Annotated in this window: 24 protein-coding genes and 1 pseudogene; 10 read left to right on the top strand and 15 right to left on the bottom strand. The window is 73.8% G+C overall.

Translation table 11 applies throughout. The features are described 5' to 3' along the window. Positions 1-299: 299 nt before the first annotated feature. Entirely contained in the window at positions 300-2,156 is a 1,857-nt protein-coding gene (locus tag QWJ13_RS05500; protein WP_316520886.1) for an NsdA family TPR-like regulatory protein, read from the top strand. A gap of 338 nt (positions 2,157-2,494) precedes the next feature. Here QWJ13_RS05500 and QWJ13_RS05495 read toward each other — a convergent pair whose 3' ends face one another. Further along, positions 2,495-3,826 carry an FAD-dependent oxidoreductase gene (locus tag QWJ13_RS05495; protein ID WP_316520884.1) on the bottom strand — a complete coding sequence of 444 codons (1,332 nt, stop codon included), beginning with the start codon at positions 3,824-3,826 and terminating at the stop codon, positions 2,495-2,497. Between the two features lie 444 nt (positions 3,827-4,270). Next, on the bottom strand, positions 4,271-5,176 hold the full coding sequence (locus tag QWJ13_RS05490) for a TIGR01777 family oxidoreductase (protein WP_316520883.1): 906 nt from the start codon (positions 5,174-5,176) through the stop codon (positions 4,271-4,273). Between the two features lie 67 nt (positions 5,177-5,243). On the opposite strand from QWJ13_RS05490, the gene QWJ13_RS05485 reads away from it, so the two are divergent. Next, positions 5,244-5,750, top strand: coding sequence for a GNAT family N-acetyltransferase (locus QWJ13_RS05485; protein WP_432277432.1), 507 nt, complete (start codon positions 5,244-5,246; stop codon positions 5,748-5,750). A gap of 162 nt (positions 5,751-5,912) precedes the next feature. Beyond that, positions 5,913-7,004, top strand: coding sequence for a DUF2510 domain-containing protein (locus QWJ13_RS05480; RefSeq protein WP_316520881.1), 1,092 nt, complete (start codon positions 5,913-5,915; stop codon positions 7,002-7,004). 9 nt (positions 7,005-7,013) lie between these two features. Here QWJ13_RS05480 and QWJ13_RS05475 read toward each other — a convergent pair whose 3' ends face one another. The 7 genes and pseudogenes from QWJ13_RS05475 to cobU form a co-directional block, all read right to left on the bottom strand. Further along, complete coding sequence (locus QWJ13_RS05475) at positions 7,014-7,529, bottom strand: DUF4240 domain-containing protein (RefSeq protein WP_316521694.1); 516 nt, start codon at positions 7,527-7,529, stop codon at positions 7,014-7,016. Positions 7,530-7,677: 148 nt separating this feature from the next. Then, on the bottom strand, positions 7,678-9,444 hold the full coding sequence (gene sucB / locus QWJ13_RS05470; protein WP_316520880.1) for a 2-oxoglutarate dehydrogenase, E2 component, dihydrolipoamide succinyltransferase: 1,767 nt from the start codon (positions 9,442-9,444) through the stop codon (positions 7,678-7,680). 80 nt (positions 9,445-9,524) lie between these two features. After that, a complete protein-coding gene (gene lpdA / locus QWJ13_RS05465) occupies positions 9,525-10,931 on the bottom strand; it encodes a dihydrolipoyl dehydrogenase (RefSeq protein ID WP_316520879.1) in 1,407 nt (468 codons plus the stop codon). A gap of 408 nt (positions 10,932-11,339) precedes the next feature. Further along, entirely contained in the window at positions 11,340-12,839 is a 1,500-nt protein-coding gene (locus tag QWJ13_RS05460; protein ID WP_316520878.1) for a leucyl aminopeptidase, read from the bottom strand. A gap of 257 nt (positions 12,840-13,096) precedes the next feature. Then, the gene (locus tag QWJ13_RS05455; protein ID WP_316520877.1) at positions 13,097-13,888 is read right to left on the bottom strand and encodes an adenosylcobinamide-GDP ribazoletransferase; all 792 of its coding nucleotides are present in this window, start codon (positions 13,886-13,888) and stop codon (positions 13,097-13,099) included. 99 nt (positions 13,889-13,987) lie between these two features. Then, positions 13,988-15,112 (bottom strand): nicotinate-nucleotide--dimethylbenzimidazole phosphoribosyltransferase, encoded by a 1,125-nt coding sequence (locus QWJ13_RS05450; RefSeq protein ID WP_316520876.1) that lies wholly within the window; start codon positions 15,110-15,112, stop codon positions 13,988-13,990. A 31-nt stretch (positions 15,113-15,143) separates the two neighbouring features. Continuing rightward, positions 15,144-15,752 (bottom strand): annotated as a pseudogene (gene cobU, locus QWJ13_RS05445) (bifunctional adenosylcobinamide kinase/adenosylcobinamide-phosphate guanylyltransferase); the annotation flags it as partial. Positions 15,753-15,805: 53 nt separating this feature from the next. Between cobU and QWJ13_RS05440 the strand changes: the two are divergent. Then, on the top strand, positions 15,806-16,006 hold the full coding sequence (locus QWJ13_RS05440) for a hypothetical protein (RefSeq protein ID WP_316520875.1): 201 nt from the start codon (positions 15,806-15,808) through the stop codon (positions 16,004-16,006). A gap of 38 nt (positions 16,007-16,044) precedes the next feature. Here the strand turns inward: QWJ13_RS05440 and QWJ13_RS05435 are convergent, their stop codons facing one another. Beyond that, complete coding sequence (locus tag QWJ13_RS05435) at positions 16,045-16,785, bottom strand: methyltransferase domain-containing protein (protein ID WP_316521692.1); 741 nt, start codon at positions 16,783-16,785, stop codon at positions 16,045-16,047. Positions 16,786-16,964: 179 nt separating this feature from the next. Continuing rightward, positions 16,965-17,564 (bottom strand): DUF3043 domain-containing protein, encoded by a 600-nt coding sequence (locus tag QWJ13_RS05430; RefSeq protein WP_432277431.1) that lies wholly within the window; start codon positions 17,562-17,564, stop codon positions 16,965-16,967. A 301-nt stretch (positions 17,565-17,865) separates the two neighbouring features. On the opposite strand from QWJ13_RS05430, the gene QWJ13_RS05425 reads away from it, so the two are divergent. Continuing rightward, positions 17,866-18,672, top strand: coding sequence for a PspA/IM30 family protein (locus QWJ13_RS05425; RefSeq protein WP_316520874.1), 807 nt, complete (start codon positions 17,866-17,868; stop codon positions 18,670-18,672). Positions 18,673-18,709: 37 nt separating this feature from the next. Continuing rightward, positions 18,710-19,003, top strand: a complete 294-nt coding sequence (gene pspAA, locus QWJ13_RS05420) for a PspA-associated protein PspAA (protein ID WP_316520873.1) — start codon at positions 18,710-18,712, stop codon at positions 19,001-19,003. Between the two features lie 110 nt (positions 19,004-19,113). On the opposite strand, the gene nadA is transcribed toward pspAA, so the two are convergent. Continuing rightward, positions 19,114-20,298 carry a quinolinate synthase NadA gene (gene nadA, locus QWJ13_RS05415; protein ID WP_316520872.1) on the bottom strand — a complete coding sequence of 395 codons (1,185 nt, stop codon included), beginning with the start codon at positions 20,296-20,298 and terminating at the stop codon, positions 19,114-19,116. A gap of 191 nt (positions 20,299-20,489) precedes the next feature. Here nadA and QWJ13_RS05410 point away from each other — a divergent pair, with 191 nt between their 5' ends. The 3 genes from QWJ13_RS05410 (at position 20,490) to QWJ13_RS05400 (ending at position 23,563) form a co-directional block, all read left to right on the top strand. Then, complete coding sequence (locus QWJ13_RS05410) at positions 20,490-21,413, top strand: NADP-dependent oxidoreductase (RefSeq protein WP_316520871.1); 924 nt, start codon at positions 20,490-20,492, stop codon at positions 21,411-21,413. A gap of 115 nt (positions 21,414-21,528) precedes the next feature. Next, complete coding sequence (locus tag QWJ13_RS05405; protein ID WP_316520869.1) at positions 21,529-21,993, top strand: Lrp/AsnC family transcriptional regulator; 465 nt, start codon at positions 21,529-21,531, stop codon at positions 21,991-21,993. Between the two features lie 187 nt (positions 21,994-22,180). Next, complete coding sequence (locus QWJ13_RS05400) at positions 22,181-23,563, top strand: pyridoxal phosphate-dependent decarboxylase family protein (protein WP_316520868.1); 1,383 nt, start codon at positions 22,181-22,183, stop codon at positions 23,561-23,563. Between the two features lie 53 nt (positions 23,564-23,616). Here the strand turns inward: QWJ13_RS05400 and QWJ13_RS05395 are convergent, their stop codons facing one another. Further along, positions 23,617-24,477, bottom strand: coding sequence for a GNAT family N-acetyltransferase (locus QWJ13_RS05395; protein ID WP_316520867.1), 861 nt, complete (start codon positions 24,475-24,477; stop codon positions 23,617-23,619). 243 nt (positions 24,478-24,720) lie between these two features. On the opposite strand from QWJ13_RS05395, the gene erpA reads away from it, so the two are divergent. Further along, positions 24,721-25,074: an iron-sulfur cluster insertion protein ErpA gene (gene erpA, locus QWJ13_RS05390; protein ID WP_316520866.1), complete on the top strand. Its 354-nt coding sequence runs from the start codon at positions 24,721-24,723 to the stop codon at positions 25,072-25,074. Between the two features lie 55 nt (positions 25,075-25,129). On the opposite strand, the gene QWJ13_RS05385 is transcribed toward erpA, so the two are convergent. Then, positions 25,130-25,759: a hypothetical protein gene (locus QWJ13_RS05385; protein ID WP_316520862.1), complete on the bottom strand. Its 630-nt coding sequence runs from the start codon at positions 25,757-25,759 to the stop codon at positions 25,130-25,132. Between the two features lie 103 nt (positions 25,760-25,862). Beyond that, the gene (locus tag QWJ13_RS05380; protein WP_316520861.1) at positions 25,863-26,069 is read right to left on the bottom strand and encodes a hypothetical protein; all 207 of its coding nucleotides are present in this window, start codon (positions 26,067-26,069) and stop codon (positions 25,863-25,865) included. Between the last annotated feature and the right edge of the window lie 91 nt (positions 26,070-26,160).

Here is a 26,160-nt window from a genome sequence, read left to right as displayed (position 1 = left end):
ACCCTCGGAGAGGCCCTCGGGAGCCACCTCGGAGAGCCCCCTGGATCGAACTCCGGAGACACCCCCGGAGACGCCCTCGGAAAGGCCGGAAGTTCGACCGCGGACGGCCAAACCCCAGGTGGCCCCGCTTACCCACAATGGGCGCGGTTGCTTCACCCGTTCGGTGGATTGATCGGTCAGATCCGCCCATAGCGTCCGAATGCTCGCTACATTCACGCCGATTCCCGACAGGGGGCGCCGCCCCAGGCCGCCTAAGTGCTGGTGAGGCCAGGTGCGACGTCCGAGAGGTGTTGACAGACATGCCCCAACGGCCTGCAACCGACAGCCCGGCGTACGGACCGCTCGACCCGCTCGGCCAGCACCGAGGGCCGGTCGGCCGGACCCTTCCGGACGCCCCCGACGCCCTGACCGCCGACACGCTGACCGCCGATGCCCCGGCCGCCGACGACCTGCGGCTGCCGGTGCAGGCCACACCCGACCGGCACGAGGCCCCCGTCGGGCCCGCGCCCGCCCCGGCCCGAGCCGGCCACTCCGGCACGGGCCCGCAGAACGGCCAGCTCGCGGCACTGATCGAGGAGGCCGGCTTCTCGCACGCGGGCCTCGCCCGCCGGGTCGACCAGCTCGGCCTGGAGCACGGCCTCGACCTGCGCTACGACAAGACCTCGGTCACCCGCTGGCTGCGCGGCCAGCAGCCGCGCGGGGCCACCCCGGCGCTGATCGCCGAGGTCTTCACCCGACGGCTCGGCCGCCGCCTCACCGCCCAGGACCTCGGCCTGGACGCCTGCGCCCCGGTCTACGCCGGCCTGGAGTTCGCCGAGACGCCGCAGGAGGCGGTGGACATCGTGGCGAGCATGTGGCGCAAGGACAACGGCCCGCAGTCCGAGCTGCGCCGGATCGCCTTCACCCCGGCCGGCCTGGTCGTCCCCAGCCGGGACTGGCTGATCGGCCGCACCGACGAGCGGGTCGCCCGGGACGGCTCCACCCTGGCCCGCCCGGACGCCGCCACCGGCCCGCCGTCCGGCAGCGCCACCTCCGCGGCCATCACCGGCGCCCCGGCGCCGGGCGCGCCCGGCCCGTCCCCCGTGAGCCCGGCGCGCGGCCCGGGCGTCGGCGCCCCCGTCTCCCGCAGCACGGCCGGCACCACCGGCACCGCCCCCACCATCGGCCGGGTGCCCATCCAGAGCCGCCGGCCGCCCCTCGCGGTCGAGCCGCCGTACACCGACCCGGCCCGGGAGTCCCGCCCCGCCCTGCGGGTCGGCCGCGGCGACATCGCCGCCATCCGGGCCGTCGGCGACCTCTTCCGCGCCCTCGACCACGCCTACGGCGGCGGCCACGCCCGCCAGGCGCTGGTGCGCTACCTGGAGAGCGAGGCCGAGCCGATGCTGCGCGGCCGCTACGGCGAGCAGATCGGCCGGGCCCTGTTCGGCGCGGTCGCCGACCTCACCAGGCTGGCCGGCTGGACGTCCTTCGACATCGCCGCGCACGGCCTGGCCCAGCGCTACTTCGTCCAGTCGCTGCGCCTCTCCCAGGCCGCCGGGGACCGCGCGCTCGGCGGTTACGTGCTGGTGACGATGAGCCAGCAGGCCGTCCACCTCGGCCACGGCCGGGAGGCGGTCCAGCTGGCCCGGGTCGCCCAGCAGGGCGTGGGCACCGCGGTGCCGCCGGTCGTCCAGTCGCTGATGCACGCCGCCGAGGCGCGCGGGCACGGCCTGCTGGGCGACGTCCGCTCCTGCACCACCGCCCTGGTGCGCGCCGAACGCTCCCTGGCCGCGGCCCGGACGGGCGACGAACTGCCCTCCTGGGCGCGGTACTTCGACGAGGCCCAGCTCTCCGACGAGTTCGCCCACTGCTACCGCGACCTCCAGCAGTGGCGGACGGCCGCGCAGCACGCCGAGAAGTCGCTGCGGCTGCGCTCGCCCGCCTACGCGCGCAGCCGGATCTTCTGCCGGCTGGTGCTGGCCACCGCCCGGCTCGGCATGGGGGACCTCGACGAGGCCTGCACCATGGCCACCGACGCGCTGCGGGCGGCGGGGGAGATGCGCTCGGCCCGCTCGCTGGAGTACGTCCGGGACTTCCACCGCCGCCTCACCCCGTACCGCGGCAGCCCGGTGGCCCGCGCCTTCGAGGAGTCGGCCCGACAGGCGGGGGTGATCTGACCCACCCGGCACGGGGCGCCGACGCGGAGTCCGTCGGCGCCCGGCGTGCGAGGCGGAGGCTGTAGCGCGTGCGGTGTGCGGCGTGTGGCGTTCGGCGCGTGGGCCCCACCGGGCCGTTGGCGTACGGAGTCCGGGCCGACGGCGCACCCGGGGCCGCCTGAGGGCGAGGCCCGGCCCCGTGCTCCTGGTTCACGGGGGCCGGGCCGTCGTGCGTTGGGTGGTCGGCGCGCGGGGGCGCGAGGCCAGGGCCTCACACCCCCGCCCTCGGCGCCTGGGCACTCCGTCGGCCTGTCACCCCGGCAGGCCGCTGGTGTGCCGGGCGCTCCGGCGGTGAGGTGTCAGGCTGCCGCCTCCGCCTCCCGGGTGTCGGCCGGGACGCCGAGGTCGCGCAGGACCGCCTGGGCCGCCCGGCGGCCGGAGACCAGGGCGCCCTGGACGGTGCTGGTGTCCCGGTGGTCTCCGGCGACGTACAGGCCGGCCAGGAGTCGGACCGGGCGGCGGGGGTTGTGCGGGGGCGGCATCGTGGGCAGCGCGTCCGGGACGTGGCGCACGTTGAGGAACTGCCAGCCCGCCGCCGAGGTGCCGTAGAGCTGGGCCAGCCGGGCCCGGACGGTCGGCTCCAGCCCGGCGGGGCCGCCCAGGTCGAAGGCGCGCCGGCCGAGCACGGTGGTGGCGATCAGGGCCTGGCCGGCCGGGGCGTAGGACGGGTGCAGCTCGCTGAGCACCAGCGAGTGCGAGACGAGCGGCGGGTGCCCGTTCGGCCGGTCGCCGTCGAGCAGCAGGACGGCCTCGCCCAGCGGGGCGCGGTCGGCCGCGTGGTAGAAGGTCGTGACGGGGTGGAAGTCCGGCAGCCGCAGTCCGGGCAGGAGGTCGGCGGCGGAGCGGGCGTCGGTGGCGACGATGACGGCCTGGGCGCCGATCCGGCCGTGTGCGAGGGTCTCCACGCCGTCCGCGGCGATCGAGGTGACCCGTACTCCGGTCCGGACGGTGTCGGCGGGTAGGGCGGCGGCCAGCTGGGCGGGGACGGCCGCGATCCCGTCGGCGGGCAGGCAGAGCCGCCCGCGCGCGTACGAGCGCAGCACCAGGTCGGCGATCCGGCTGCTGGTGCCGAGCGCCGGATCGGAGAGCAGTGCGCTGAGCAGCGGGCGCAGGAAGCCGTCCACGGTGCGCGGGGCGAGGCCGTGGCCGCCCAGGGCGCGGGCGGTGGTGGTCTCCGGCCGGGCCTGGAGCCGGCCGACGGCGGTGCCGGCGAGCCGGCCGAGCCAGCCGCCGAGGCGGGCCTTGTCCAGCGGGCTGCCGAGCGGGGCCCGGGTGGCGGCCTGCCGGGCGACGGTGAGCTGGGGGTCGCCGGTGCGGTACCGCCGGCCGGCGCTGTGCACCAGGACGCCGGGCGCGAGCGGGCGGAGGTCGAGACGGTCGAGGTCGAGCGCGCGGCGAAGTTCGGGGAAGGCGGTGTTCAGCAGGTGGCTGCCGTCGTCGAGGCGGAATCCGTCCTGCTCGCGGGTGGCCATCCGGCCGCCGATCCGGTCGGTGGTCTCCAGGACCTGAACGGCGAGGCCGCGACCGGTGAGCGCGCGGGCGGCGGCCAGGCCCGCGAGTCCGGCGCCGACCACGACGACGTCCGGGTCGGACGGCCGGCGGGCGCGGCGGGTGAAGTCGTACGTGGGCACTGGGGTGCTCCCTCCCTGGTCCCGGGGCTCCGGCCGACGCAGGCAGCGGGGTGCCGGGACACGGTCCGTGGAGGGTGATGCCCCGTCAGTAGGAGCATCAGACAAGCGCACCGGGCCGGATCCGGGCTCCGGGCGGGGGCGTGCGACACAGGGCGGGGCGCGGTCACGGACAGTGCGCCGTAGCGGCCGGGTTGGGGGGTCGACGGGCGCGTACGGTCACCGGGGGCGTGCGACGCGCCTGTCATGTGCTCCCATGCGCCCCCTCCCCGGGCCCCCTCCCGCCCCGCCCGGCATATGCCTCTGGCCAGGGCGGATGCCGTAGTCGGAGGACGCGCGGCCCCGCGTGACCCGCACGTGCACCCACCCGGCAGCGCGCGCCGCCACCCGCGCGCCCGCACCGCGAGTCCGCGCGACGCGCCCGCGCCGCGAATCCGCGCCGCGCCGTCACATCGCCGCGAGCACCGCCGAGTACACATCCGGATGGGTGAAGCGGAACCCCGCGTCCAGCAGCCGGCGCGGCACCACCCGGTGGCTGCCGACCACCTCGACCGCCATCTCGCCCAGCACCACCTTGAGCACCGCCTCCGGCACCGGGAACGGCGTCGGCCGCCGCAGCGCCCGCCCGAGCGCGGCGGTCAGCTCGGCGTTGGTCACCGGGTTCGGCGCGGTGAGGTTGAAGGCGCCGGAGAGGTCGTCGTGGTCGATCAGGAACCGCAGCGCGGCCACCTCGTCGTGCAGCGAGATGAAGCTCCAGTACTGCCGCCCGCTGCCGAGCCGCCCGCCGAGGCCCAGCTTGAACAGCGGGAACAGCCGGGCGCCCGCCCCGCCGGCCGAGGAGAGCACCATCCCGCTGCGCGGGTGGACGACCCGGATGCCGGCCCGCTCGGCCGGCCGGGCGGCGTCCTCCCACTCCCGGCAGACCTCGGCGAGGAAGTCGTCGCCGGCGGGGGAGTCCTCGTCGATCACCCGGTCACCGGTCTGCCCGTACCAGCCGACGGCGGAGGCGCTCACCAGCACCTGCGGCGGCTCCTTGAGCTCGGCCAGCGCGACGGCCAGCGTCTCGGTGCCGTACGCCCGGCTCTCCCGGATCTCCCGCTTGTAGGAATCCGTCCAGCGGCGGTCGCCGACCCCGGCGCCGGCCAGGTGCACCACGGCCTGGACCCCGGCCAGCCCGTCCCGCTCGACCTCGCCGAGCAGCGGGTTCCAGCCGATCGCCGTGCTGCCGTCCGGCCGTGGGCCGGTCTTCGAACGGTGCCGGACCAGCCGGACCACCTCATGGCCGTCCGCCAGCAGGGAGCGGACGAGTGCCGAACCGATCAAACCCGTGGAGCCCGTGACAGCGATGCGCATGGCCCCATCCTCGCAGCTCCCCCGCGTTTCCGACGGCTCGTCACGCTCGCCCGTACGCCTCGTTAGCATGACGCGCATGCCTGATGACGATCTGATCATCCGTGTGGCGCGCAGTGAGGACGACCGCGAGCTCGCCGTCGTCAACCACGCGGCCTGGTCCGTCCTGTCCGACGTCCTCCCGCCACCGCCCGTCGAGGACCCGATCTTCGACGAGCGGCACACCCCCGAGCAGTACCTGCTGGCCGTGCTGGACGGCCGGATCGTCGGCTACGTCCGCCAGGTCCCGCCCACCCCGCTGGCCTGCAACCGGCACGTGCGGCAGATCCAGGGCCTGGTCGTCGACGGCACCGTCCGTGGCCGGGGCATCGGCCGCCGACTGGTCGAGGCGGCCTGCGCGGCGGCCCGGGCCGAGGGCGCCCGCAGGGTGACCCTGCGGGTGCTCGGCTGGAACGCCCCGGCCCGGCGCCTCTACGAGAGCTGCGGCTTCGTCGTCGAGGGCTCGCTGGCCGAGGAGTTCCTGATCGACGGGCAGTACGTGGACGACGTCTGGATGGCCCGCAGCCTCGCCGATTGACCGTCGGAGCCCGTCCGCCGTCCGAACCCGAACGCTCGCCGTCCGAACCCGCCCGCCTGCCCGAACAGGCTTGCCGCAAAGGGCGGTTGGCGGCCCCTGGTGGTGCGGAGTCGTGACAGTCCCGGTCGTCTGGGGCGCCGCCGCGCCGGGTACCGTACCGCCGTGAGCAACTCGACGCCTCCCGGGTGGTACCCGGTTCCGGGTGCGGACGGCACCCCCGGTCACGAGCGCTGGTGGGACGGCAGCGCCTGGAGCAACGAGGTCAGGCCGCTTCAGGGCGGCGTCGCGGGCGGGCTCGCCGACGCCGCCACCCAGACCTGGCAGCAGCAGCCCTCCGACGAGCGCCCCGGGTACGGCTACCCCGGCGGCTCGCCGGCCCCGACGTACACCTACCCCGGCCAGGACGGCTACCAGGGGCAGGGCGGTTACCAGGGCCAGGGCGGCCAGGCCGGCTACCCGCCCCAGAACCCCGGCTACCCGGGTTACGGCACTCCCGGCTACGGCCGGCCCGACCCGGGCTACTATCCGCCGCCCCCGGCCAAGCGGAAGACCGGCGTGCTCGTCGGCATCGCCGTCGCCGTGCTGGCCGTGGGCGGGATCGTCGCCGGGATCGCCCTCAGCGGGAGTGGCGGTGACGACAACCACCGGGCGGACCCGACCCCGAACCCCACGGTCACCGTGACCGAAACCAGCAGCCCCACGCCGCGCCCCAGCCCGACCACGCCCACCCCCGCGCCGCCCAAGCCCGCGCCGGTGGTCAAGAGCACCGTCCCCGACCCGCAGCACGCGATCCTGGTGCCGCTCTTCGAGGGCTGGGAGGTGTCGACCGGCCTCAAGCACTCCTCGCTCTACCTCGGCACCGGCCAGTACACCTGCCCGAGCGGCGGCACCTGCATCCGCGGCCAGTTCTCGATCGAGAAGGACAGCGTCCAGGGCACCACGGCCAGGGAGGCCGCCGACACCGCGATGCCCGGCTACGCCGGAGGGATCTTCACCGGGATCAGCTCCCACACCGACGCCGGCTCCGGCTACGTCAAGGTGGCCGGTGTGCTCGGCTACGCCACCCGCTGGCACGTCCGCACCTCGGACGGCACCCAGGGCTACGTCCTGCTCGCCGCCCTCCCGGCCAAGGGCGGCGGCTTCGTGGTCATGGAGGGCGGCGTGGACGACACCCCGAGCGCGCCGGACTTCTCGGTGCTGGACCAGCTCCTCAACGGCATCACCCAGGACACCTCGTCCGGCAGCAGCACCTGAGTACCGCGGTCAGTCCCCGTACCGCTCCCAGAGCTTGGGGAAGCGCTTCGCCATGACGTCCGGGTCGTCGAAGTCCAGCGCCGGCCCGGACGGCCGCCCGGCCTGCCGTCCGCCGACCTCGGGCAGCGGCAGCCCGGTCAGCTGCTCGTACGCCTCGTCGGCGGCGTAGCCGAGGTCCTCGGCCTCGCCGTCCTCCTCCTCGTCGAACTCGGGCAGCAGGTCCGCCAGGTCGTCCGGCTCGGCCAGGCCGCCCTCGAAGACCTCCCGGCCCTGACCGATCAGCCAGGACCGGAAGTAGTCGAAGGTGTCGTCGGAGGCGCCGTCGAGCAGGAGGTAGGCGGCGCCCCACAGGTCGTTCCGGTAGGCGCGCCGGTACCGCGCCTGGAACAGCCGGGCGAAGTCGATCACATCGTCCGGGGTCAGCTGGAGGAGCCGTTCCACCAGGAGGTCGGCCTGTTCGTCGGGGTCGCCTTCGGCGGCGTCGCGGGTCTCGTCGATGATCTGCCAGAAGTCCGTCTCGTCCATCACCGCTCAAGCATCCCCGTTCGGCCGCGTCCGCGCATGCCACGGCCCCGGGCGCGTCGCAAGAGTACGGGTGGGAACGGCGGAACCCCGCGCCGTCCGGGGACGACGCGGGGTTCCGTACGCGGGGTGCCGCGGTGACCGGGTGGGGTCAGAGGCCGAGCTCGACCTCGAACTCGCCGGCCTCCAGGATCTCCTTGACCGAGACCAGGTAGCGGGCGGCGTCGGCGCCGTCCACCAGGCGGTGGTCGTAGGAGAGCGACAGGTAGACCATGTCGCGGATGCCGATGGCGGTGCCGCCGTCGGCCTCGATGACGACCGGGCGCTTGACGGTGGCGCCGATGCCCAGGATGGCGACCTGGTTCGGCGGCACGATCACGGTGTCGAACAGCGCACCGCGCGAGCCGGTGTTGCTGATGGTGAAGGTCGCGCCGGACAGCTCGTCCGGGGTGATCTTGTTGTCGCGGACCTTGCTGGCCAGCTCGGCGGTCTTCTTCGAGATGCCGGCGATGTTGAGGTCGCCCGCGCCCTTGATGACCGGGGTCATCAGGCCCTTCTCGGAGTCCACCGCGATGCCGATGTTCTCGGAGTCGTGGTAGGTGACCGTGCCCTCGGCGTCGTTGATCCGCGCGTTGACGACCGCGTGGACCTTCAGCGCCTGGGCGGCGGCCTTGACGAAGAACGGCATCGGGGAGAGCTTGACGCCCTCGCGGGCCAGGAAGCCGTCCTTGGCCTTGGCGCGCATCGACATGATCTTGGTGACGTCCACCTCGACCACGCTGGTCAGCTGGGCCTGCTCGTGCAGCGCCTTCATCATGTTGTCGCCGATGACCTTGCGCATGCGGGTCATCTTGACCGTCTGGCCACGCAGGGCGGACGGCGCGGCGGCGGCCTTCGGCGCGGCGGCCGGGGCGGCAGCGGCGACCGGGGCCGGAGCGGCCTTGGCGGCCTCCGCGGCGGCGATGACGTCCTGCTTGCGGATGCGGCCGCCGACGCCGGTGCCGGCGACGGAGGCCAGCGCGACGCCGTGCTCGGCGGCGAGCTTGCGCACCAGCGGGGTGACGTAGGCGTCACCGTTGTCGGCCACCGGGGCAGCCGGAGCCGGAGCGGCGACCGGGGCCGGGGCGGCAACGGGAGCCGGGGCGGCGGCAACCGGAGCCGGAGCGGCGACCGGGGCCGGAGCGGCCGGAGCAACAGGGGCCGGAGCGGCGACCGGAGCCGGGGCGGCCGGAGCAACGGGGGCCGGAGCGGCAGCGGGAGCCGGCGCGGCGACCGGAGCCGGGGCGGCGGCGACGGCACCGGCGGCGCCGATCAGCGCGAGCTGGGCGCCGACCTCGGCGGTCTCGTCCTCGCCGACGAGGATCTTCACCAGGGTGCCGGCGACCGGCGACGGGATCTCGGTGTCGACCTTGTCGGTGGAGACCTCAAGCAGCGGCTCGTCGACCTCGACGGTCTCACCCTCGGCCTTCAGCCAGCGGGTGACGGTGCCCTCGGTGACCGACTCGCCCAGCGCGGGCAGCAGCACCGGGGTGGCGTCGCCGGCCGGGGCGGCCGGAGCGGCAGCCGGGGCCTCGGCGACCGGAGCCGGAGCGGCAACGGGGGCCGGGGCGGCGACCGGAGCGGGGGCGGCGACGGGCGCGGCCTCGGCGACCGGGGCCGGGGCAGCGGCCGGGGCACCCGAGCCGTCGTCGATGATCGCCAGCTCGGCGCCCACCTCGACGGTCTCGTCCTCGGCGACCTTGATCGAGGAGAGGATGCCGGAGGCCGGGGCCGGGATCTCGGTGTCGACCTTGTCGGTCGACACCTCCAGCAGCGGCTCGTCGACCTCGACACGCTCACCCTCGGCCTTCAGCCAACGGGTGACGGTGCCCTCGGAAACGCTCTCGCCCAGCGCGGGCAGTGTTACTGAGACCGCCATGGTTTCAGCGACTCCTATCAAGTCTTGCGTACGGGAAGTACTTGCGTACGGGAAGTACCGGGAAAGGGGGTGGGGCGTGATCAGTCGTGCGCGTGCAGCGGCTTGCCGGCCAGCGCCAGGTGCGCCTCGCCCAGGGCCTCGGACTGGGTCGGGTGCGCGTGGATGAGCTGCGCGACCTCGGCCGGCAGAGCCTCCCAGTTGTAGATCAGCTGGGCTTCGCCGACCTGCTCGCCCATGCGGGCGCCGACCATGTGGACGCCGACCACGGCGCCGTCCTTGACCTGGACGAGCTTGATCTCGCCGGCGGTCTTCAGGATCTTGCTCTTGCCGTTGCCGGCCAGGTTGTACTTGAGGGTGACGACCTTCTCCTTGCCGTACAGCTCGACGGCCTTGGCCTCGGAGATGCCGACGGAGGCGACCTCCGGGTTGGAGTAGGTCACCCGCGGAACGCCGTCGTAGTCGATCGGCATCGGCTTGAGGCCGGCCAGGCGCTCGGCCACCAGGATGCCCTCGGCGAAGCCGACGTGGGCCAGCTGGAGGGTCGGGGCGAGGTCGCCGACGGCGGAGATGGTGGGCACGTTGGTGCGCATGTACTCGTCGACCAGGACGTAGCCGCGGTCCATCGCGACGCCGTTCTCCTCGTAGCCGAGGCCGGCCGAGACCGGGCCGCGGCCGATGGCGACGAGCAGCAGGTCGGCGTCGATCTGCTTGCCGTTCTCGGTGGAGACGCGGACACCGGTCTCGGTGTACTCCACGCCCGAGAAGCGGGCCTTCAGCTCGAACTTGATGCCGCGCTTGCGGAACGCGCGCTCCAGCAGCTTGGAGGAGTTCTCGTCCTCCAGCGGGACGAGGTGCGGCAGCCCCTCGACGATGGTGACGTCGACGCCGAAGGACTTCCAGACCGAGGCGAACTCGACGCCGATGACGCCGCCACCGAGGATGACGACCGACTTCGGGATGCGGTCGAGCTTGAGGGCGTGGTCCGAGGAGATCACGCGGTTGCCGTCGATCTCCAGGCCCGGGATCGAGCGCGGGACGGAACCGGTGGCCAGAACGATGTGACGGCCTTCGATGCGCTGGCCGTTGACGTCCACCGAGGTCTGCGAGGAGAGCTTGCCCTCGCCCTGGATGAAGGTGACCTTGCGGGAGGCCACCAGGCCCTGGAGGCCCTTGTACAGGCCGGCGATGACGTCGTCCTTGTACTTGTGGACGCCGTTGATGTCGATGCCCTGGAAGGTGGCCAGAACGCCGAACTCGGCGGCCTCCTTCGTCTCGTCCGCGATCTCCGCGGCGTGCAGGAGCGCCTTGGTCGGGATGCAGCCGCGGTGCAGGCAAGTGCCGCCCAGCTCACCCTTCTCGACCAGGGCAACACTCAGGCCCAGCTGAGCGGCGCGGAGCGCCGCGGCGTAACCGCCGCTTCCGCCTCCGAGAATGACTACGTCGAAAACGGTGCTGGCGTCGTTCGCCACGTCACGTCCTCCATGCATGGGGTGGGTCGCCGGGCCGGTCGCGGTCCGGTGGGTCGGAAGCCTTTGTGGGGCGCCCAGTCGTGCCGGAAATACATCTTCGCACTTGTTCACGGTGGCTGATGTCCGGGTCTGCCCGAGGGGTGTCCCGAGAAGTGATCACCGGGGCGGGAATAGCCTCGGCGGAAGGGCATCATCGCAGCTCAGCGCGGTGTAGACAGCCGTCGGACGGGCGTGTTCCGCGTCGCCCGCCGCGGCTTCTTCCGCACTGTGGAACAAAGTTTCGCCCGCAGCGAACAGGGGTTCGTCGCCCCGCCCCGAGCTACTCGCAGGTAACCGGGCCGGGACGCCGACGGGGCCCGGCGCGCGTGCGCCGGGCCCCGTCACCGCGGGTCCTCGATCAGTGGCCGCCCCGAGGGGGCCGCCGGATCAGGCCTTGCCGTTCGCCTTCTGCTCGGCGAAGCGGACCAGGGTGCGCACCGCGCTCGCGGTGCCGCCCTTCGGGGTGTAGCCGTACGGCGCGCCCTCGTGGAACGCCGGACCGGCGATGTCCAGGTGCGCCCAGTCGATGCCCTCGGCCACGAACTCCTTCAGGAACAGACCGGCCACCAGGCCGCCGCCCATCCGGTTGCCCATGTTGGCCAGGTCGGCGATGGTCGACTCGGTGAAGCCCTTGCGCAGGTCGGCCGGCAGCGGCATCGGCCAGGACTGCTCGCCCACCTCGCCGGCCAGCGTGTGCAGCTCCTCGCGCAGCTCGTCGTCGTTGGCCATCACGCCGAAGGTGCGGTCGCCCAGGGCCAGCACCATGGCGCCGGTCAGGGTCGCCACGTCGACGATGACGTCCGGGTTCTCCTCGCCGGCCCGCACGATCGCGTCGGCCAGCACCAGGCGGCCCTCGGCGTCGGTGTTCAGGACCTCGACGGTCTTGCCGCCGTACATCTTCAGCACGTCGCCCGGGCGGGTGGCGGAGCCGGACGGCATGTTCTCGGCCAGCGCCAGCCACGCGGTGACGTTGACGACCAGGCCCAGGCGCTTGGCGGCCACCACGGCGGCGAACACGGCGGCGGCGCCGGCCATGTCGCACTTCATGGTCTCGTTGTGGCCGGCCGGCTTCAGCGAGATGCCGCCCGAGTCGTAGGTGATGCCCTTGCCGACGAGCGCGACGGTGGCCTTGGCCTTCGGGTGGGTGTAGGCCACCTTGACCAGGCGCGGCGGGTTGACCGAGCCGCCGCCGACGCCCAGCAGGCCGCCGAAGCCGCCCTTGGTCAGCGCCTTCTCGTCCAGCACCTCGACCTTGAGGCCGTGCTCCTTGGCGGCCGCCTGGGCGATCGCGGCGAAGCTCTTCGGGTTCAGGTCGTTCGGCGCGGCGTTGACCAGGTCGCGGGCGCGGTTCATCTCCTCGCCGATCGCGGTGGCGCGCTCCACGGCGGCCTTGGCGTCCTTGCTGCCCTTGCGGGCGGCCAGCACGACCAGCTCGCCGACCGGCTCCTTGCCGGCGTCGGCCTTGTAGGTGCCGTAGGAGTACGAGCCGAGCAGGCCGCCCAGCGCGACCGCCTCGACGGCCTCCGCGGACTCGGCCGGCAGGGCCAGCGCGACCTTCTTGACGCCGGCCAGGGTGCGGGCGGCGACACCGGCGGCGCGGCGCAGCGTCTCCGGGTCGTAGTCGCCCTCGGCGGCCTCGCCCAGGCCGACCGCGAGTACGAGCGGGGCCTTCAGGCCGGCGGCGGAGGGGACCTTGACGGCCTCGCCCTCGGCGCCGGTCGCGCCCAGGGTGCTGAGGACCTCGGTCAGCTTGCCCTCGAACGCCTCGTTCACGGCCTCGGAGCCGGGGGTCGGCACGATCCCCTTCGGGCCCTTCGCGACACCGACCACCAGGGCGTCCGCACGCAGCGCGGCGGCGGAGGAGGTGCTCACAGACAATGCAGTCACGTAATGCGTCCTGTTCTTTCGCGGTCCACGGCCGGCCACGGCGAGGCTGCCGCACCGGCGCAACCCGCCGTCGCGAGCCGCCCGTCGGCGGGCCTCCGGGTCCGGGTCCCCTGGTGTGCGCGTCCGCCGCGAGCGGCCGCGCACACCGGAGGCCCCGGCTCCTCGGTACGCGCCGGGCGGGCAGGACCTGCGACAGTGCAGGGCTGCGGTGCTTCACGCATGGTAGTCCGCATGGTGGGATCACGCGCCGCCTGGTATCAGACGAGCAAAGCCAGGGCGAACAACGAGGCGGTCGCGGCGGTCTCGGCCATCGCCCCGAGCACGTCCCCGGTGATGCCGCCGAACCTGCGCACGCACCGTCCGAGCAACAGCCGGGCGCAGCCCACGCCGAGCACAACAGCCAGCGGCAGGCGAAGAATTGACGATCCGTCAAGCAGGCCGGCCGCGGCCAGGGCGAGCGCCGCGGCGGCCGTGCCGGCGACGGCCCCGGCGGGCGTCACGGTGCTCGCCACCATCGCCCCGAGCCCGCCCGGCCGGGCGGCCGGCACCGACCGCAGGCAGCCCCAGGCGAGCGCGCAGCGGGCGGCCGTCGCCGAGGCGAGCACCGCGAGCGCGCCGCGCAGCGGGGAGTGGCCGAACTGCCCGGCCAGGGCGGCGATCTGGGCGAACAGGACGAGGACCAGGGTCAGTACGCCGAACGGGCCGATGTCGGACTGCTTCATGATGCGCAGCGCGTCCTCGGCCGGCTTCCCGCTGCCCAGCCCGTCGGCGACGTCCGCCAGGCCGTCCAGGTGCAGCCCCCGGGTCAGCCCGGCGAGCGCTCCGACCGAGGCCACCGCGCCGAGCAGTCCGCCCGCCCGCCAGGCCACCAGCGCCCCGACGGCGGCCGCGACCGCCCCCAGCACCAGCCCGACCAGCGGAGCCGCCGTCATCGCCCGGGCCCCGGCCGCCCGGTCCCACCGTTCCACCCGCACCCGCAGGACGGACAGCGTCCCGAACCCGAACCGCAGGCCCTCGGCCCAGCCGGCCCGCTCCTCGGGGTCCGTCATGTGCGCGTTCCTCTCACCGCGAGCTCGGAGCGAGCCCCAAGCAAGAACGCCCCTGGGAAGGGGCGCTCTTCGGACAATCCGGGCGGAACTCCCGCCGTGCTACAGCTTCCTGAGCAGATCCGCCGCCGACGGCAGCTTCGGCTGCTCCCCGGGCGCGCTCGGCGCGGCCGGTACGAACGGCTTCGGCGCCTCGTCCGCGAGCACGTCCCCCGCGGCCTGGAGCAGCGGCAGCGCCAGCAGCGCGCCGACGCCCTCGCCCATGGTGATGCCCTGGTCCTGCAGGGGCGTCAGGGTCAGTCGGTCGTACGCCTTCGCCTGGGCGGGCTCGCCGCTGGACTGCCCGGCCCGCCACCACTCCGGGGCCCGGAAGGCGATCCGCTGAGCGACCAGCGCGCAGGCCGCCGAGACCACGCCGTCCAGCACCACCGGCAGCCGTCGGACGGCCGCCTGGAGCAGGAAGCCGGTGATCGCCGCGAAGTCGGCTCCGCCGGTCGCGCCGAGCAGCGCCAGCTGGTCGCCGAGCACCGGCCGGGCCCGCCGCAGCGAGTCCCGGATGGTGGCGCACTTGACCATCCACACCCGGTCGTCGATCCCGGAGCCGCGCCCGGTCACCGCCGCCGCGTCCGTCCCGCACAGCGCGCCGACCAGCACGCCGGCCACCGTGGTGGCGCCGACCCCGAGGTCGCCGAGCAGCACCAGGTCGGTGCCGGCGTCGGCCTCCTCGTCGGCGACGGCCATGCCGGCCCGGAACGCGCGGACGGTCTCCTGCGCGGTGAGCGCGTCCTCGACGTCGATCCGCCCGGAGCCGCGCCGGATCCGGTGGACGGTCACCTCGTCCGGGAAGTCGTGCGGGTCGGCGTCCACCGCGACGTCGACGACCCGGACCTGGGCGCCGTAGCGCGCGGCCAGCCGGGACACCGGCGCGCTGCCGTCGAGCACGGCCCGCACCCGGGCCGCGGTGCCGCCCTTGGCGGGCATCCGGGAGACCCCGAGCGCCGCCACGCCGTGGTCGGCGGCGAACAGCAGCACCTTGGGGGCGGAGATCGGCAGCACCGGGGAGCGCCCCTGTACGGAGGCGAGCCAGCTGCCCAGCTCCTCCAGCTTGCCGAGCCCGCCGCGCGGCCGGTCGGCCGCCTGCCAGCGTTCCTCGGCGGCCCGCCGGGCGCTCTCGTCGGGGCGCTCGACGAGCGAGGAGAACGTATCGAGATCCACGGTCGTGTCCATCGTCGGAGAGGCTACACGTCGAAGGTGTTCGTCAAACCGCTGGCTTGACGGTCAGCACCTGGCCCGCCACCACCAGCAGGACCCGCTCCGAGGCGTCCGCCACCGCCATGTTGAGCCGGCCCAGGGTGTCCCGGAAGCGACGGCCGGCGGCGGTGGCCGGGACGACGCCCATGCCGACCTCGTTGCTCACCGCGACGGCCGTCCGCCCGGTGGCCGCCCAGGCCCGCGCCAGCGCCTCGCAGCGGCGCTGCACCGCGGCCTCGCCGCCGTTCGCCCAGGCCTCGTCGTCCCAGGCGCCGCACTCGTCCATCACGGCGGTCAGCCACAGGGCGAGGCAGTCGACCAGCACCGGCGCCGGGTCGGCCGGGTCGGCCAGGACGGCCTCCAGGTCGCAGGTCTCGGCGGTGCGCCAGCTCGCCGGCCGGCGCTCCCGGTGCAGCGCGACCCGCTGGGCCCACTCGGCGTCGCCGTCCCGGGTGCCGCCGGTGGCCACGTAGAGGACGTCCGGGTGGTCGGCCAGCAGCTGTTCGGCGCGGGTGGACTTGCCGGAGCGGGCGCCGCCGAGCAGCAGCGTGCGGGGGAGCGGGGGTGGGGTCGCCATGCCGCCCATCCTGCCGGAAAGGCATACGGAAGATCCGGCCGGGCAGGCTATGGTGCGCAGCACACAGGCAGCGTCAGTGGGAGGAGCCGGACATGGTCTGGACGTGGCGGTACGAGAAGGCGGACGGCAGCGCGGTGACGCCCACCGGGAGCCAGGAGGAGTTCGCCGGCCAGGGGGACGCCGAGACCTGGATCGGGGAGACGTGGAAGCAGCTCGCCGAGGAGGGCGTGGACACCGCGGTCCTGCTGGAGGACGGCAACCAGGTCTACGCGATGAGCCTGCACGAGGGCTGAGCCTGAGCCTGCGCCCGCCCCGGAGGCGAGCGGACGGTTTACTTCGCCCCGATCACGTGCAACAGCGCGGCGACCTGCCGGTACGGGTCGGTGCGGCCGGCCCGGTCCTCGGCTTCCAGGAGCTGGGCCAGCTGCCGCCCGTCCACCGGCGGCGCCGCGTCGTCCGGGGCGTTGTCGGTGAAGACCCGCACGCCGTACCAGTGCCGCAGCGGCACCGACACCTCGGAGAGGGTGACGGTGAGGTCGGCGAGCCGGTCGGCCCGAGCGGCCAGTCCGAGCCGGTTGTAGTACCGGTCGCTCTCGAAGGCGTGCAGGGCGGCCCGCCAGTCCCCGGCGGCCGCGGGCCGCAGGGCGAGCGCGTCGCGGTTGCGGACCAGCAGCGAGAGCAGTCCGCCGGGCGCCAGCAGCCGGGCCAGCGAGGCGATCATCGGGTCCGGGTCGGGCAGGTACATCAGGACGCCGTGGCAGAGCACCACGTCGAAGCTGCGCGGGCCGAACCAGCGCCCGCACTGGTGCCCGTCGCCGGCGAGCAGCTGCATCCGGCCGCGGACCTCCGGCGGCTCCTCGGCGAGCGCCCCCTGGGCGACGCCGAGCGCGACCGGGTCCGAGTCGAGCCCGGTGACGTAGTGGCCGGCCCGGGCCAGCCGCAGCGCCTGGGTGCCCTGGCCGCAGCCGATGTCCAGCACGCGCTGCGCGGTGCGGCCCGCCAGCTGTTCGGCCAGCTGGCGGGAGACGAGCTCCTGGCGGACGAAGTTGCGCAGTCCGCCGAGCCGGTCCAGCCAGGCGCCGGTGCCGCCGGCGAAGGAGCCGCTGCGCGAGGGCAGCCGGCGTTCCTGGGCCAGCCGGTCGTGGCCGCCGGCTCCCTGGCCCGGAAGCGCGCCGCCCTGTCCGGGAAGTGCGTAGAGGCCGGGCCCCTCCCAGGAAGGCGGGGCCCAGCCGGAGTCGACCGGTTCGGCGGTCAGGGCTTCTCCCCGCGCCGCACCTGCGGCTTGGGCAGGCGGAGCCGGCGCATCTGGAGGGTGCGCATGATGCCGTACGCGACGGCGCCGCGGGTGTTCTCGCCGGCGAAGCGCTCGGCGAGCTGCTTGCGCAGGCCGAGGCCGAGGCGGACGAAGTCCAGGATCACGAACACGAAGAACAGCAGGAACAGCAGCGTGGAGAGCAGCTGGATGGCCGGCACCTTGACGATGCTCAGCACCAGGATGACCACGGCGGCCGGCAGGAAGAACTCGGCGAGCGACCAGCGGGAGTCCACGTAGTCGCGGGCGAACTTGCGCACCGGGCCCTTGTCACGGGCCGGCAGATGGCGCTCGTCGCCGTTCAGCAGGGCCTGGCGCTGCTTCTCGCGCTCGGAGCGCATCCGCTCGCGCCCCTGGCGGGCGGCCTCCTTGCGGTCCTTGGGGACCGTCACCCGGGTGCGCCGATTGGCCTCGGCCTCATTGCGCTTCGGGGTGGGGCGGCCCTTCTTGGCCTGCGGGTCGCGGGCCTGGGGGGTCTCGGCCTGCTTCTCCAGCACGGTGGCGGAGGCGGCGGCATCATCTGAACGGCGTCGGAACACACCACCAGCGTACGGGGTGCGACACGGCTTCCACGGGTGCCCTCGGACCCAAACACATATCGATACCGCCGGGTCGCCGTCCGAAGCGGCTTTCCCGGGGCCTTCCCGTAGGGGATCAGTCGGATGGAGTATGGGGGGTATGAGGGGCGGATCCACCCGGGGGAGGAGGAAACGCCACTGGTCGCTGTAGCAGTCTTGTTGCAGGCAGGTGCACTGCGGCGACGGGCTCGCTGCACATACACTCGTCGTGTCTGGTAACGAGATAGAGACCGCAGGCCGGAGAAGGGGGCACCCGAGGCCCATGAGCGACGGAATCATGAAGCGTATGGGGCTGATCTTCCGCTCCAAGGCGAACAAGGCCTTGGATCGGGCGGAGGATCCGCGAGAGACGCTTGACTACTCGTACCAGAAGCAGCTTGAGCTGCTCCAGAAGGTACGGCGTGGCGTCGCGGATGTCGCGACCTCACGCAAGCGGCTCGAACTCCAGCTGACCCAGCTCCAGCAGCAGTCGGCCAAGTACGAGGACCAGGGCCGCAAGGCGCTGTCGCTCGGCCGCGAGGACCTCGCGCGCGAGGCGCTGACCCGCAAGGCCAACATGCAGTCGCAGATCACCGACCTGGAGACGCAGTACCAGGCGCTCCAGGCCGAGGAGGAGAAGCTCACCCTCGCCTCCCAGCGACTTCAGGCCAAGGTGGACGCCTTCCGCACCAAGAAGGAGACCATCAAGGCGACGTACACGGCCGCCCAGGCGCAGACCCGCATCGCCGAGTCCTTCTCGGGGATCTCGGAGGAGATGGGCGACGTCGGCCTGGCGATCCAGCGTGCCGAGGACAAGACCGCCCAGATGCAGGCCCGCGCCGGTGCCATCGACGAGCTGCTCGCCTCCGGCGCGCTCGACGACGCCAGCGGTCTCGGCCGCAAGGACGACATCGAGGCCGAGCTGGAGCGCGTGGCCGGCGGATCCGATGTCGAGCTGGAGCTGGCCCGGATGAAGGCCGAGCTGTCCGGCCCCTCCTCGTCCGGCCCCGCCGCGATCGAGCAGGGTCAGCCGCAGCAGCAGCCCCAGCAGCAGCCGCAGGACACCCCGCGCATCAACTACAACAAGTGATTCGAGCTCGACCCCACGAACCAGGGAGACGCACGGCATGATCATGAGGGTCATGGGTGAGGGGCAGTACGAGGTGGGCGAGAGCCACCTGAACCTGCTCAACGAGCTCGACGCCGAGCTCGTCACCGCGGTGGAGTCGGGCGACGAGGCGCTCTTCCGTCAGGCGTACGGCAAGCTCATCGACGCGGTGAAGCAGTACGGCACCCCGGTGCCGCTGGATTCGCTGGAGCCGTCCGAGCTCATCCTGCCGAGCGCCGACGCGACGATCGACGAGGTCCGCGAGCTGCTGATGGCCGACGGCGAGGGCGTGATCCCGGGCTTCCCCGAGTAGCGCACGCGGCTGCTGCCAGACGAAAGGGCGGGCCCCCTCCGGTGGGAGGGGGCCCGCCCTTTCGGCAGCGGCGGGCCCTTCGGCTCGGGGCGGCTTCCCGCCCGCTCGCCTTACGGCAGGGCCAGCATCCGGTCCAGGGCGGCCTTGGCGTGCTGCTCGGTCTCCCGGTCGACGGTGATCACGTTCGGCACCCGGCCCTCGACCAGCGACTCCAGCGCCCAGACCAGGTGCGGCAGGTCGATCCGGTTCATGGTCGAGCAGAAGCAGACCGCGCGGTCCAGGAAGACGATCTCCTTGTCCGGGTGCGCCTTGGCCAGGCGGCGGACCAGGTTCAGCTCGGTGCCGATGGCCCACTTGGAGCCGGGCTCGGCGGCGTCCAGCGCCTTGATGATGTACTCGGTCGAGCCCACCATGTCGGCGGCCGCGACGACCTCGTGCTTGCACTCGGGGTGCACCAGGACGGTCACGCCGGGGATGCGCTCGCGGACGTCGTTCACCGAGTCCAGGCTGAACCGGCCGTGCACCGAGCAGTGGCCGCGCCAGAGGATCATCTTCGCGTCGCGCAGCTGCTCGGCGGTCAGGCCGCCGTTGGGCTTGTGCGGGTTGTAGACCACGCAGTCGTCCAGCGAGAAGCCCAGGTCGCGCACCGCGGTGTTGCGGCCGAGGTGCTGGTCCGGCAGGAAGAGCACCTTCTGTCCCTGCTCGAAGGCCCACTCCAGGGCGCGCTTGGCGTTGGAGGAGGTGCAGATCAGGCCGCCGTGCCGGCCGGTGAAGGCCTTGATGTCGGCGGAGGAGTTCATGTACGAGACCGGGACGGTCACGTCGGCTATGCCGGCGTCGGTCAGCACGTCCCAGCACTCGGCGACCTGCTCGGCGGTGGCCATGTCGGCCATCGAACAGCCGGCCGCGAGGTCCGGCAGGACGACCTGCTGCCGGTCGCTGGTGAGGATGTCCGCGGACTCGGCCATGAAGTGCACGCCGCAGAAGACGATGTACTCGGCCTCGGGGCGGGCCGCCGCGTCGCGCGCGAGCTTGAAGGAGTCGCCGGTGACATCGGCGAACTCGATCACCTCGTCGCGCTGGTAGTGGTGGCCGAGGATGAAGACGCGGTCGCCGAGCGCGGCCTTGGCGGCGCGGGCGCGCTCGACCAGGTTCGGGTCGGAGGCCGGGGGGAGGTCACCGGGGCATTCGACGCCGCGCTCGCTGTTCGGGTCGGCCTCGCGGCCGAGCAGCAGCAGAGCGAGCGGCGTGGGGGTGGGGTCGACGCCGTGGGTCTCGGTGATGGTGGTGGTCACGGGCGGGTGCCCTTCTGTGCGGCCGAGCTAGCGGTGGGGCCTTTTCGTCTAACTGACGCTATCTATTCTAACCGCTTAGCGTCAGAGTGACGATGGCCATCCTGTCGATGTGACGAGAACCGCTCGCCGGAAAGGATGCTTCCCGGCGAGTCCGAATCGGTATTTCGAAGCCCCGGGGTATGGCTGAGCCCATGAAGGCAATCGCGATCAACCGCTACGGCGGCCCCGAGGTGGTCGAGTACACCGACCTGCCCGACCCCAAGGTCGGCCCCGACTCCGTCCTGGTGGAGGTCCGGGCGGCCGGGGTGAACCCGGTGGACTGGAAGATCCGGGACGGCGCCCTGGACGGCATCCTCGACGCGCACTTCCCGCTGGTCATGGGCTGGGACCTGGCCGGGGTCGTCCGCGCCGTCGGCGGCGCCGTCACCGAGTTCGCCCCGGGCGACGAGGTGTACGGCTACGTCCGCAAGGACGCCGTCGAGCACGGCACCTACGCCGAACTGGTCTCCGCCCCGGTCCGCACCCTGGCCCGCAAGCCGGCCGCGCTGGACTGGACACAGTCCGGCGGCCTGCCGCTGGCCGGGCTCACCGCCCTCCAGGCCCTGAAGGCGCTGCGGGTCGGCGAGGGGGACACCGTCCTGGTGCACGCCGCCGCGGGCGGGGTCGGCCACCTGGCGGTGCAGCTGGCCCGGGCCGCCGGTGCCCGGGTGATCGGCACCGCGGCCGAGCGCAACCACGACTTCCTGCGCGGCCTCGGCGCCGAGCCGGTGGTGTACGGCGAGGGCCTGGCCGACCGGGTCCGCGCGCTCGCCCCCGACGGGGTGGACGCGGCCCTCGACCTGGTCGGCCACGGCGCCGTCCGGGTCTCGGCCGAGCTGGTGGCCGACCCGGGCCGGATCGCCTCGATCGCCGACTTCGGGGTCAAAGCGCTCGGCGGCCGGTACGTCTGGGTCCGTCCGGACGCCGGAGGCCTCGCCGAACTGGCCGCGCTCGCCGACGACGGCCGGCTGACCGTCACCGTCGCCTCCACCTTCCCACTGGCCCAGGCCGCCTCCGCCCAGGCGCTCAGCGCCGAGGGCCGCACCCGGGGGAAGATCGTGCTGCTGGTCCCGTGAGGGTCCGCCGGCCGGGCCATCGGCCAGAATGGTGACGGACCGTCTCGGCAGCGGCCGCCCGCCGTAGGACCAGCCGGACCAACCGACCCCGTACGACCTGTGGAGCCCCGCACCCATGAGCAGCAGCCGAGCGCACGAGGTGTCCGGGGCAGACCTGGACGAGACCGACCGGCAGCTGCTCGCCCGGCTCGGCAGCGACGGCCGGGCCTCGTACGCCGAGATCGGCCTCCAGGTGAACCTCTCCGCCACCGCCGTGCGCCGCAGGATCGACCGGCTGCGGGCGCGCGGCGTGGTGCGGGGCTTCACCGTGGTGCTCGACCCGGCCGTGCTGGGCTGGCAGACCGAGGCCTTCGTCGAGGTCTACTGCCGCGAGCGCACCGCCCCCGAGGAGATCCTGGCCAGCCTGCGGCAGTTCCCCGAGGTGGTCGCCGCCTGGACGGTCACCGGCGACCCGGACGCCCTGGTGCACCTGCGGGCCGCCGACATGCGCCACCTGGAAGCCGTCATCGAGCGCATCCGGCGCGAGCCCGGCGTGCAGCGCAGCCGCTCCTCCGTGGTCCTCTCCCAGCTCATCGGCTGAGCCCTCCCGGGCCGCGCGCAGGAATCCTGCGCGGGCCGGCCCGAAGACGCTCGAAACCTGCCTGACCAGCCGCGTTCCGACGCGCGGTGAGGCACCCGTGCTGCCTACGCTGATCACGTCCGGCCGTCGCGGTGGAGCGTCCCGCCGACCGGACGCCCCCCGACACCACACGCCGAGAGGGACAGCCGTGTCCGCAGCACCCGACCGCATGCACCGGCCCGACAACGACCTGGTCGACCTGGTCTTCGACTACATGCGGGAGCGGCTGCAATACGACCCCGTCCCGCTCGACCACCCCGGTGACGGCGAGCACCTGCGCACCCAGCTGGCCGGCCTGCTCAACCAGGACGGCAACAACCCGGCCGACGTGCTCAAGCTGTACGACCACGAGCTGTCCCGCGCGGTCATCTCCGCCGACAGCCCGCGCTACCTGTCCTTCATCCCCTGCGCCCCGACCAAGGCCGCGCTGCTGTTCGACATGGTCGTCTCCTGCGCCTCCCTCCAGGGCATCTCCTGGCTGGAGGCGGCCGGCGCGATCGCCGCCGAGAACCAGGTGCTGCGCCTGATCGCCGACCGCGCGGGCCTGCCCCAGTCGGCCGGCGGCACCTTCGTCTCCGGCGGCTCGGCGGGCAACCTCTCCGCCCTCGTGGTCGCCCGCGACACCGCCCGCCGCAAGCTGGCCAGTGAGGGTCGGCCCAGTGGCCCGGAGGTCCGGCTGCGGATCGCCGTCGCCGACCAGGTGCACTCCTCGGTCAAGAACACCTTCAACATCATCGGCGTCGAGGCCTTCAAGGTCCCCGCCGTCGACCGGCGGTTCACCGGCGAGGCGCTGCGCGCCGCACTGGCCGCCGACCCGAACCCCGAAACGGTGATCGCCGTCGTCGGCACCGCCGGCACCACCAACGAGGGCATCGTCGACGACCTCAAGGGCCTGGCCGAGGTCGCCCGCGAGCGCGACCTGTGGTTCCACGTGGACGGCGCCTACGGCGGCGCGGGCCTGTTCGCCCCCTCGGTGCGCGAGCGCTACGACGGCATCGAGTACGCCGACTCCTTCGTGGTCGACCCGCACAAGTGGCTGTTCGCCCCCTTCGACTGCGCCGCGCTGATCTACCGCCACCCGCAGCTCGCCCGCGCCGTGCACACCCAGGACGCCTCCTACCTGGACGTCCTGCACACCGAGGGCGACGAGTGGAACCCCACCGACTACGCCTACCACCTGACCCGGCGCGCCCGCGGCCTGCCGCTCTGGTTCTCGCTGGCCGTGCACGGCGTCCAGGCCTACACCGACGCCATCGAGACCGGCCTCACCCTGGCCCGGGAGACCGCCCGGCTGATCCGCGAGTCCGAGCACCTGGAGCTGCTCTTCGACCCGCAGCTCTCGGCGGTCTGCTTCAAGCGCAAGGGCTGGACCAACGACGACTACTACCGCTGGTCGCAGCAGCTGCTCGCGGACCAGATCGGCTTCGTCACCCCGACCGGCTGGGACGGCGAGACGGTCGCCCGCTTCGCCTTCCTGCACCCGGGCACCACCATGGAGATGGTCCGGGAGATCCTGGACACCATGGTCTGAGCACCTCTTCGGCACGGCCCCGTCGGCGCTTCCGGCGGGGCCGTACGCGTGTCCTAGAGGAACGCCCCGCTCGGCAGGTACGGCGTCGGCGGCCGCATCCCGCGCACCCCGACGAAGCCGCCCGCCCGCGGCGTCAGCCCGACCTCCAGCCCGACGTCCAGCGCCCACTCCTGCTCCGCGGTCAGGTACTCCACCCGCGCCTCCACCCCGTCCGGCACCCGGGCCAGCGCCTCCCGCAGCAGCCGGACGGCGATCCGCTTGCTGGTGGCCGCGAGCAGCCGCACCACGCCGCCGTCCCGGTAGCAGTAGCCGCTGCCGGCCAGCGCGTCGGCGATCAGCAGCTCCTCGAAGTGGCCCATCATCAGCTCGTGGTCCGGCCCGTGCGCGGAGCCGCGCAGCCGCCGGTCCACCGAGTCCAGCAGGTGCAGGTGGGTGGCGTTGCCCCGGTGCACCGGAATGTCCCCCGGGTCGAGCAGCCCGTCGCGGTCCACCCGCCCGGCCAGCCGCATCGCCGGGTGCAGGGTGAACCCGGCCAGCCGGTAGCGGCGGGCCGCCGCCGGGGAGTCCGAGGCGCAGACCATGCCGCGCAGGCAGCCCCGGGAGTGCGCCGCCGCCCGTTCCAGCAGCAGCCGTCCGACGCCCTTGCCCTGCGCGGACGGCCGGACGGCGAACAGCGAGGGCGCCCACAGGCCCTCCCGGCGGATCGACAGCACCGCCCCGACCGGCTCGCCGTCGACCGAGGCCAGCCAGCAGCCCCCGGGATCGGTGCGCGCCAGGTGCCTGGTCCGGGCCAGCCGCAGCGGCGCCCGCTCCCGCGCCGGACCGGCCGGGCCCGCCTCGCCGAACGCGGCGGCGGCGAGCTCCTGGACGACCTCGGCGTCCGCGGCGGTGTCCCTGACCGGGCGAAGGATCATGAGGACCATCCTGGCGTCCGACGGCCCGCGATGGAGCCGGTTCACCCGGATCTCCGCCTCGGGCGGTGACCAGGCCGCCGGGGGTGTGCGAGCATGGGGAGCGTATGGGACGCGGGTGTACGCCCGGTCCACCGATAACGAGCCGACACAGGCCGAAGAAATCCACCGCCGCCCGGGAAATGAAACCGGACGGCTGTTGGTTGGCACTGGCGGCAGACCGTCGTCAAGACCGGGAGAAAGCAGATGACCGTCCAGGACGAGACCACCGTCGAGAGTGGCATCCTCCTTACCGATGCCGCCGCGGCCAAGGTCAAGGCCCTGCTGGAGCAGGAAGGCCGCGAGGACCTCGCGCTGCGCGTCGCCGTCCAGCCCGGTGGCTGCTCCGGCCTGCGTTACCAGCTGTTCTTCGACGAGCGCTCGCTCGACGGCGACGTGATCAAGGACTTCAACGGTGTCAAGGTCGTCACCGACCGGATGAGCGCCCCGTACCTGGGTGGCGCCACCGTCGACTTCGTCGACACCATCGAGAAGCAGGGCTTCACCATCGACAACCCGAACGCCACCGGCTCCTGCGCCTGCGGCGACTCGTTCAGCTAAGCCCGCTGCGGAAGGCGGCCCCGGGGAGCACCCCGGGGCCGCCTTTCCGTTTCCGCTACTGGGCGGCGCCGTCCGGGGTGACCGGGTCCGGCCCCATGTGCGGATCGCCCTCCAGCGGCACCTCCTGGCCGCTCGTCCGGTCGACCACGGTCCGCCCGGCCAGCGGCGAGCGCAGATCGGTCGCCACCGACTGCCGCTTGGCCAGCGCGTTGCACACCTGCCCCGGCTTGACCGTCGGCGCGCCCGGCACCACCAGGACCTCCACCCGGCCCGGCTGCGACTCGTCCGCCTTCAGCGAGTACGTGGTGCAGACCCCGCCGAAGAAGTAGACGGTCAGCTTGGTGGTGCCGTCCACCCGATAGCCGACCGGCGGCCGGGCGGCCGGGCCCGAACCGTTCGGGTTCGGCTCGCCGACCGCGATCCCGTTGCCCGGGGGAGTGGCCGGGTCGGCCGGGGTGGCCTGTCCGGGCGAGGCCGGGGCGGGTGTGGTGCCGGTCGGCTGCGCGGCATCCGGGGAGGCCGGGGCCGAAGCCGGGGCCGAAGCGGCCGTCGTTCCGCTCGCCGCCGCGTCCGAGGAGGGCTTGCCTCCACTGTCACAGCCCGCCACCGTCACCACCGCCGCCAGGGCCAGAGCCGCCAGGGCCACCGTCCGCCGACCACGCCGGGGCATCGTCTCCAGATTCATCCGCTCATCCTCCCGAGGGCTCAGCGGTGCCGCCCGCTCGGCCGCGCCGCGCGGATGTGACGTGTTCCGGACGGATCCGGTTCCGCACCGATCCGTTCCGGGGTCAGAACCCGTACTCGGCCATCCCGGCGACCACCCGCTGCGCCCCGGAGGAGACCAGGACACCGGCCGGCGAGGGGGCGGCCGGCTGCGGGCCGGCGGCGACCTGCGGCCAGAACCGGCGCAGCCGCCGGGAGGAGTCCAGCAGGGCGTCGAGGGACTCGCCGTCGTCCGTCCACGGGGCGGGCACGGGGGAGTGGTCGGTCGTCATCGGGCATCGCTCCGGATCCAAGGCCGTGGCCACGCTGCCACGGTCGCCGACGAGGCCGCGCACGGGGCCTCCTGGGGCCGACCTTAGGCAG

This window comes from Kitasatospora brasiliensis (assembly GCF_032654805.1).
In the GTDB taxonomy this organism is placed as follows: Bacteria; Actinomycetota; Actinomycetes; order Streptomycetales; family Streptomycetaceae; genus Kitasatospora; species Kitasatospora brasiliensis.
The sequence above is the reverse complement of the archived record's forward strand: the minus strand, read 5'-3'. Positions and strand labels throughout refer to the sequence as shown.